The following is a 6,552-nucleotide window of genomic DNA, read 5'->3' as shown; positions in this document are numbered from 1 at the left end:
AGCGACAGTGACCGCGTGCCGCCAGCACGGCGATATCGTCGCAGCATGGCGATATCCGACAGCGCTGCGGCAACCCACCGGGCGCGGATCCGGGTCTTCCTCGAACGGGTCGCTGATCGGTTTCCCGACAATCCGATCATCGCACTCCGGGAAAAGTACGGCCGCACTCTCGGTCTCGTTATCACCTGGGAGTCACAGGGTGATGGAACCTTCGCGGTCTCGGACCTGGAGACCCCCGACCTGGAGCGGCGCATCCTGGAAAGCGCCATCGTTGACTGTCGAGCGTTGTTCGCTCAGAAGGACACCTGCTATCTGCCCTCAGTTCTCAAGGCCTACAAATCGCTGGTTGGGCCAGAGCGCGCTCGTAAACTGACCGAACTGTCGCAGTTAGTCAACGCCGTGGTGAGGGACGGAAAGCTGACCTCCCCGGTGATGTACTCCGGTCGCCTGGAGGAAGACAACGGGCTCGGCCCCGGGCGCCTCCTCGGCGATGATCAAATCGCCATGGACTACATCTACGGTGTTGCCTTCCATGATGATCCGGAGCGAGCGCAGCGATTGGCGAACGTCTCGGACACGGCCACCGTCCGGTTCGCCGTCATCCTGCAGCTCAATCAGCTCATCTATGCGGCCGAATGTCTGCGGGACCAGATCCACCACGACGTCGAGGCGCGCTACCTCCGCCTTGACGAATGAGCCAGGTGGGCGAGGAGCGTTGGGTCGCCGTCCGAGCGCGGTGGTCAAGCGCTGCACTCGAAGCCGCACTCGTGAGGCTGACCCGGTCTACCCTTCCTCGATGTCGCGCCAGTCATACACGGCAACGTCCGTGTCATTGCTCGTGAGGACGAAAGTCTCATAGGTGGTCCGTGATTCGTTCAGCGGGCGCTTGAACTCGCTCGGGAGGCGGCCGTCCATCGCGACGATGCGATAAGGCTCTGTACGCCCGCCGGGGAAGCGCAGCAGCGCGTTGCGCCAGCGCGCGAGTCCGCCAAACTCTTCAAGGCCGTCGACGTCGCCCATCTGCTCGACGATACTCACCGGCGTTGCAGGGGGGACAGACATAACTGCTGGGATGAGGGGCGGGACTCCCACGGCGGTAAGGATGGTGACAATGTTGGCCATGTTGGCCACGAGCTCGCTGGCGGCCCTCCGGGAAGAGCGTGTGGCGACGGCCAAGTGGCGGCCGTCCTTTCGGTGTCGTACATGAGGTGTAGTCATGCGCACTCTGTGCGGCGGCCCGACGACCGGCTGGGCTCACCCCTATGGCTTGCGGGATCTCAACCGCGCTTGCCCTTCTTCCGCTGCTCCCGGCGCGGGGTGGGATGGCCCTTGCCGCTGCGCTCATTCGCGGGCCGGCCAGATGCGGGTGTCGCACCCCTCTCAACGGCGTCAAGACCGGTGTGTTCTGCAGCGATCAGCTGAAAGATGAGCTCGATGATGACGTAGCCGGCGCTCAGGAATCCAAGCATGGCCCCAATCTGCACAACCCAGGCCTGCCACCCAAGAATCGCGCGGCCATCGTTGACGGCAGTCCAGCACAATGAGGCTGCCATAGCGCCTGCGAACGCACCGAATCCGACCGAGAGAGCCGAATAGCGCGAATACATGAACCTGCCGATTTTCACTCGCGGTTGACGCGCCGTTGCACGCGCCTCTACTGCGATGATGAGAATGGCGATCGGCAGAGTCTGCAGGAGCATCCCCGCACCGTTTACTGATACCCAGGGCACAGCGGGACTCTATCCGGAAGCGCCTCAATGTCTCGCCGAGTTCGCACGGCGAACGCAGAAACCCACGCCGTGGCGTGGGTTTCTCGAGTCGGCGCCCGGGGAACTATTTCAGAAGCTGATGCGGACCGCAGACGGCGACTCCTAGACCTAATCCGTCTCCATCGACTGCCGTCGCGCGGTCACCATAGCGCCCAAGGTGGGCCGCAGCAGCTGTCGGAGGTAGGCCATGACGATCGAAGCGCCGATGAGGACGATGCCGAGTGTGGGCAGGATGGCTCCGAGCACGCGGACAAGGATCTCCACGAACGAGAGCAGGCCATTACTTACTCCCCCGGCCGAGTTGCTGGAGTCGACGAGGTAGTAGCTGAGGCTCGGGACAAAGATCACGAGCAGAGCGCCGACAACGGCCAGGCCGACACCCCACCAGAGAACGACATTGGGTCGAAGCTTGGACGAGTTCATCGTTTCGGTTCCTCCTACGGTCGGGAGCCGGCTCGCCATTTCTTCAACGAGCCGGCTCCTTTCACCCTATGTGGGTCAGGCGCGCCAAAGGTATGCAGCCCCGGTTACGCCGGACAGCGAGAATCCCTGCATCTGGGTGTAGGCCAACACGTTGCCCCACGGAACGCTGTAGTCCCCACCGGAGCAGCCTGTCGAGTACCAGGCGGCCGCGTGACTGGAGTTGTAGCCGCGCCCGTTGGTGCACAGCTCGACGTCCGAACCGTTCTCCCAGTGGTACTGCCGGTTGTACCCGTTGTATCCGGCGACCGCGCACCCCTGAACGCTCGTCCACCAAGTCCCAGGGCCGGCGACCGAACGCACCGTTTCCCCGCAGCCAGACATCGGCGCCATGACCTTTCCGAGCGTCTGAGTCTTGCCTGCCCGGTCCGCGGCCTGGACATCAGCGATGACCTTCGGAGCGTCCCCCGCCTTGACGTTCACGACGACCTCGTGGCCGGACGGAACGGCGATCACCAGCGGACCGGAGAACGTCGACGGGTCCAGGGCGACTGTAGGCGGCGCTGCGTCTGCAGTGACCGCCTGGGTGGCTGCTGCCGGCGCCGGCGAGGCATTGGCTGCGGGCGCGATTGCCAGCGTGCTGATCGCTGCCGCCACAACAGCGACACCAAGGGCGAACTTCCTCGTTCTTACTTGCATTCCTTGCTCCTTACGGATCCCGCGCAGCATCGACCGCCTCGTGAGCTGCCGCTCCCGAGCGAGATTCCATCACATCCAGCGACCGAACCCCCGCCGGTCGACTTACGGAACCTTTGGTCAGGCTATGGATCACGGTCACCGAAAACGAGTCCTGTGAAATCGGTTCGCTTTCGCTAGACTCCGCCGTCTACCCACTCGCCCCTTCGAGAGTTACTCTGGAAGAGAGGAGGATGAATGCGCCCCACAATTTGGGTTCTCATTGGGCTCGTGCTCGCGGCTGCGCTGGCGTCCTGGGCTTTTGTCGTGGGCGCGCCGACGGGCCTCTATCTCGCGATCGCGTTCTGGACCGTCGTCGCGATCGGCACGATCATCCGGATCATTTCGGCGGTGCGTGGGCGGAAGGTCAAAGCTGCCGCCCAGCCTGTCGTCGACGGCGTCGAGACATGGGAGAGCTTGTACCTTAACCATCGACCACCACGCCTAGCCACGGTCGAGGCTCCCCCATACACGGTCACTGAGCCGACCGACTTCAACTCGCGGAGTGGAATCGACCTCGACCGGAAGCGGGCCGAACTCTAGCGCTCAGCCCGCGAGCGAGGGCTGAGCTTTGCGTTGGCTACGACAAGGCTCGATGGCGGGCCGGCCTCGAACCCGCGCATTGGCAAACTGCGTGAAGATTTAGCCCTACCAGGGAGTGTTCTCCCCCGGACCGGGGCGGCGCTTCGCCTCAGATATCCCTGGGCGCAGCGTGGGCGGCAGGTTCAGCCTCTCCGACTCCTCATTGATCCGGGTGAGCGCCGCCTGATCATCGACCAGCTCCATGATGATCGCGACGGCGAGCATGGCTGCCATCGCGGCCATGTTCGTCGCCGGGCCTCGCAGCGCATGCGAGGGTTCGTGGCGTAGCAACAGGTCCTCGGCCTCGCCGGCGAAGTATGAGGTCTGGGTGGTGGAGCGTACATGCACTGCGAGAGACAGGCTGCCGTAGGAGTTCTCGAGGAAGCGCTCTTCGTCGAGATCGCGCATCATGTCAGTGAACGATGGCAGGCCCCTCCCCTGCGGGACCGTGATCGCTGCGGCCGTGGCGAGCAGCCCATCGTCGCTGAACCATTTACCGACCATCTCGATGTTCTCCTTCTCATCGCGGATCATCGAGACCCGCAGCTTTGAGAGTCCGTCGTTCCGATGGAACGCCCACTGGGCCGTGACCGCGTGCTCCAGCGCCGCTCGCGCGAGCACCATCGCCTCGCGTTCGAACTCTGCGTCGACCAGCAACACATAGGCGCGCGCGTGCCTGATCGTTTGGACGCAGATACCCCAGAGCTGCTTGAACACAAGTTCGTCGGAGACTCTCACGACAAAGTCGTCGCGGTCGATGAGCTCGGACGCCTCTCGGATCCAGGCGATCCAGTCGCCCTCGGTCGGTCGAGGTTCAGAGGGATCGTTCATTGACGCCTCGGATCATTGGAGTGGGCAGCGATGTGCTGGATGAGTTGCCCCCAAGCTGCGTGAGCCTGGTCGACGTCGGGATATCGGCCGAGGTGCCACCGACCCTCCGGCAGACCCTGCAGCTTGTAGTCGACCACGAGTTCAACGTCGTTCTCGCCCTGCCGGGTAACGGGGATGAGACTCGTGATGTGATCGGGGTTGATCCATCGCGCGGGAGGCGGCCCACCCAGCGCAGCGTGGATGAGCGGAACGTCGGCCGCGGCCGGCGGAAAGGCGACTAGAGCCACGCGCGACAGCGTAGTGGGGCCCTCGTCTGCAGAGGGACACGGCGGTACGGTCATGCCATGGTTGCGACCCCGCTCGTCGACGTCGACGGCCGCCGCCTGCGTCTAACCAACCTGGAGAAGGTGCTGTATCCAGAAACCGGGACCACCAAGGGCGACGTCATCCACTACTACGCGAGCATCGTGCCGGCTCTCCTCCCCCACCTCGCAGAGCGGCCGGTGACCCGCAAGCGCTGGCCGGACGGTGTAGGCACCGCGGCCGCACCCGTCGAGTCCTTCTTCGAGAAGGACCTTGGCGTGGGCGTTCCCGATTGGGTACTGCGTGAAGCGATCCTCCACTCCGGTGGGGAGAAGCGTTACCCCGTCGTCGCCGACCGAGCGACCATCGTCTGGCTTGCCCAGAGCGCGGCGCTCGAGCTGCACGTCCCGCAGTGGCGGTTCGACACTGAGCGCCGGCCGACCAGGATGGTGCTGGACTTCGATCCCGGCGAGGGCGCCGGTCTGTCCGAGTGCGCCGAGGTCGCTCTCTGGGCCAAGGCCCTCCTTGACGACATGGGGCTGCCGACTTTCCCGGTCACCTCCGGGAGCAAGGGCATCCACGTCTACGTTCCCCTCGACGGCCGACTGACCTCCGACCAGGTTTCTAACGTTGCGCACGAGCTCGCTCGCGCGCTCGAGGCAGATCATCCCGACGAGGTCGTGTCGAGGATGCTGAAAGAGCATCGCGTCGGAAAGGTCTTCATCGATTGGTCGCAGAACAACGGAAAGAAGACCACGATCTCCCCGTACTCGATGCGCGGGACACCGCGCCCCTTCGCGGCGGCGCCGCGCACGTGGGACGAGATCGCGGCCCCGAATCTGTCCCAGCTCAGCTACACCGACGTGCTTGATCGCTTCGAAGAGGTCGGCGACTTGCTCGCAGGCCTAGACCCCTCCCCCGCTGTACGGCCGCCTGAGGCGCTACGCGAGCAGATCGACCTAGCACTCGCTAAAGCCGCCGAACGCCTCCCAGAGGCCGCGGCACTGCCCGGAGGAAGCCGATACGAGCCGAAGCTCGACGGCTGGCGTACCGCAGCAGTCGTCGACATCGACCGCGTAACTCTCTGGTCACGGCAAAAGACGAATTTGACGGACTCTTTCCCGGATGTCGCCGAAGCGATCACCGCGCAGGTCTCCCCCGGCGTCGTACTCGACGGTGAGCTCGTTCGCTGGAACGACGACCGCCTAGACTTCGATGCGCTGCAACGGCGGTATTCGTCGAGCAAGCGCCGCCTGCAGCAGCTTGTCGACGACGAACCGGTCGAGTACATCGTCTTCGACATTCTCGCCGCCGGCGGCCGCGATCTTCGCCCCCTCCCCTACGACGAACGACGTCGCGTCCTCGAACAGACTGCAGCCAGCTGGCGGACGCCGCTCGCTGTGATCGACGCATCCACTGACCTGTCGGTCGCGCGAGTCTGGTTCGACGAGCTGCCGGAGAGTGGCATCGAGGGCCTGGTCGTGAAGGGCGGCGCGCAGCCGTACCGAGGAGGCCAGCGCGACTGGATCAAGGTCAAGCACCGCGACACCTTCGAGGTCGTCGCCGGCGCCGTCACCGGGTCGCTCACACAGCCCGGCGAACTGATCCTCGGCCGCTACGAGGACGGCGAGCTGCGCATCATCGGGCGCACCGCACCGATCAAGCCCGGCGCAGCGCGCGCCCTCGTACCGCTGCTGCAGCCGGCGGCCGAAGGCCACCCGTGGCCCACCGTGATCTCTTCTCGTACTTATGACCGCTTCCAGCCGAAACGGGAGACCCAGCTAACCCTCATCGCACCACTCACAGTCGAGATCTCCGCCGACACCGCTGTTGTAGGGGGAACGATCCGACACGCGGCCCGATTCGTCCGGGCGCGGCCGGAAGCGGACCCCCGAGACATCCGCTAGACGTC

Annotated in this window: 9 protein-coding genes; 3 read left to right on the top strand and 6 right to left on the bottom strand. The window is 64.7% G+C overall.

Annotated features, from left to right (window positions below; genetic code table 11):
• A partial coding sequence (locus ACF1AJ_RS19470; protein WP_391508806.1) for a hypothetical protein occupies positions 1–696 on the top strand: 696 nt, incomplete at its 5' end.
• Between the two features lie 87 nt (positions 697–783).
• On the opposite strand, the gene ACF1AJ_RS19465 is transcribed toward ACF1AJ_RS19470, so the two are convergent.
• The 4 genes from ACF1AJ_RS19465 to ACF1AJ_RS19450 all read right to left on the bottom strand — a co-directional run bounded on the left by ACF1AJ_RS19465 (position 784) and on the right by ACF1AJ_RS19450 (position 2,888).
• Positions 784–1,020 carry a hypothetical protein gene (locus ACF1AJ_RS19465; protein WP_301220650.1) on the bottom strand — a complete coding sequence of 79 codons (237 nt, stop codon included), beginning with the start codon at positions 1,018–1,020 and terminating at the stop codon, positions 784–786.
• 257 nt (positions 1,021–1,277) lie between these two features.
• Positions 1,278–1,700 carry a hypothetical protein gene (locus tag ACF1AJ_RS19460; RefSeq protein WP_301220649.1) on the bottom strand — a complete coding sequence of 141 codons (423 nt, stop codon included), beginning with the start codon at positions 1,698–1,700 and terminating at the stop codon, positions 1,278–1,280.
• Between the two features lie 177 nt (positions 1,701–1,877).
• Positions 1,878–2,192 carry a hypothetical protein gene (locus tag ACF1AJ_RS19455; RefSeq protein WP_208042430.1) on the bottom strand — a complete coding sequence of 105 codons (315 nt, stop codon included), beginning with the start codon at positions 2,190–2,192 and terminating at the stop codon, positions 1,878–1,880.
• 75 nt (positions 2,193–2,267) lie between these two features.
• Complete coding sequence (locus ACF1AJ_RS19450) at positions 2,268–2,888, bottom strand: hypothetical protein (protein ID WP_301220648.1); 621 nt, start codon at positions 2,886–2,888, stop codon at positions 2,268–2,270.
• Between the two features lie 234 nt (positions 2,889–3,122).
• Here ACF1AJ_RS19450 and ACF1AJ_RS19445 point away from each other — a divergent pair, with 234 nt between their 5' ends.
• On the top strand, positions 3,123–3,467 hold the full coding sequence (locus tag ACF1AJ_RS19445; protein WP_301220647.1) for a hypothetical protein: 345 nt from the start codon (positions 3,123–3,125) through the stop codon (positions 3,465–3,467).
• A gap of 105 nt (positions 3,468–3,572) precedes the next feature.
• Here ACF1AJ_RS19445 and ACF1AJ_RS19440 read toward each other — a convergent pair whose 3' ends face one another.
• Together ACF1AJ_RS19440 and ACF1AJ_RS19435 are read right to left on the bottom strand one after the other, a co-directional pair.
• Entirely contained in the window at positions 3,573–4,337 is a 765-nt protein-coding gene (locus ACF1AJ_RS19440) for a DUF5677 domain-containing protein (RefSeq protein ID WP_301220646.1), read from the bottom strand.
• Complete coding sequence (locus ACF1AJ_RS19435) at positions 4,334–4,624, bottom strand: hypothetical protein (RefSeq protein ID WP_391508805.1); 291 nt, start codon at positions 4,622–4,624, stop codon at positions 4,334–4,336. Before ACF1AJ_RS19435 ends, ACF1AJ_RS19440 begins: the two co-directional genes overlap by 4 nt.
• 57 nt (positions 4,625–4,681) lie before the next feature.
• Between ACF1AJ_RS19435 and ligD the strand changes: the two genes are divergently transcribed.
• Positions 4,682–6,547 carry a non-homologous end-joining DNA ligase gene (ligD, locus tag ACF1AJ_RS19430; RefSeq protein WP_391508804.1) on the top strand — a complete coding sequence of 622 codons (1,866 nt, stop codon included), beginning with the start codon at positions 4,682–4,684 and terminating at the stop codon, positions 6,545–6,547.
• The last annotated feature ends 5 nt before the right edge of the window (positions 6,548–6,552 follow it).

The sequence above is a fragment of the Leifsonia sp. NPDC014704 genome (genome assembly GCF_043083605.1).
Classification (GTDB): domain Bacteria; phylum Actinomycetota; class Actinomycetes; order Actinomycetales; family Microbacteriaceae; genus Leifsonia.
This window is presented reverse-complemented; position numbering and strand designations above follow the sequence as displayed.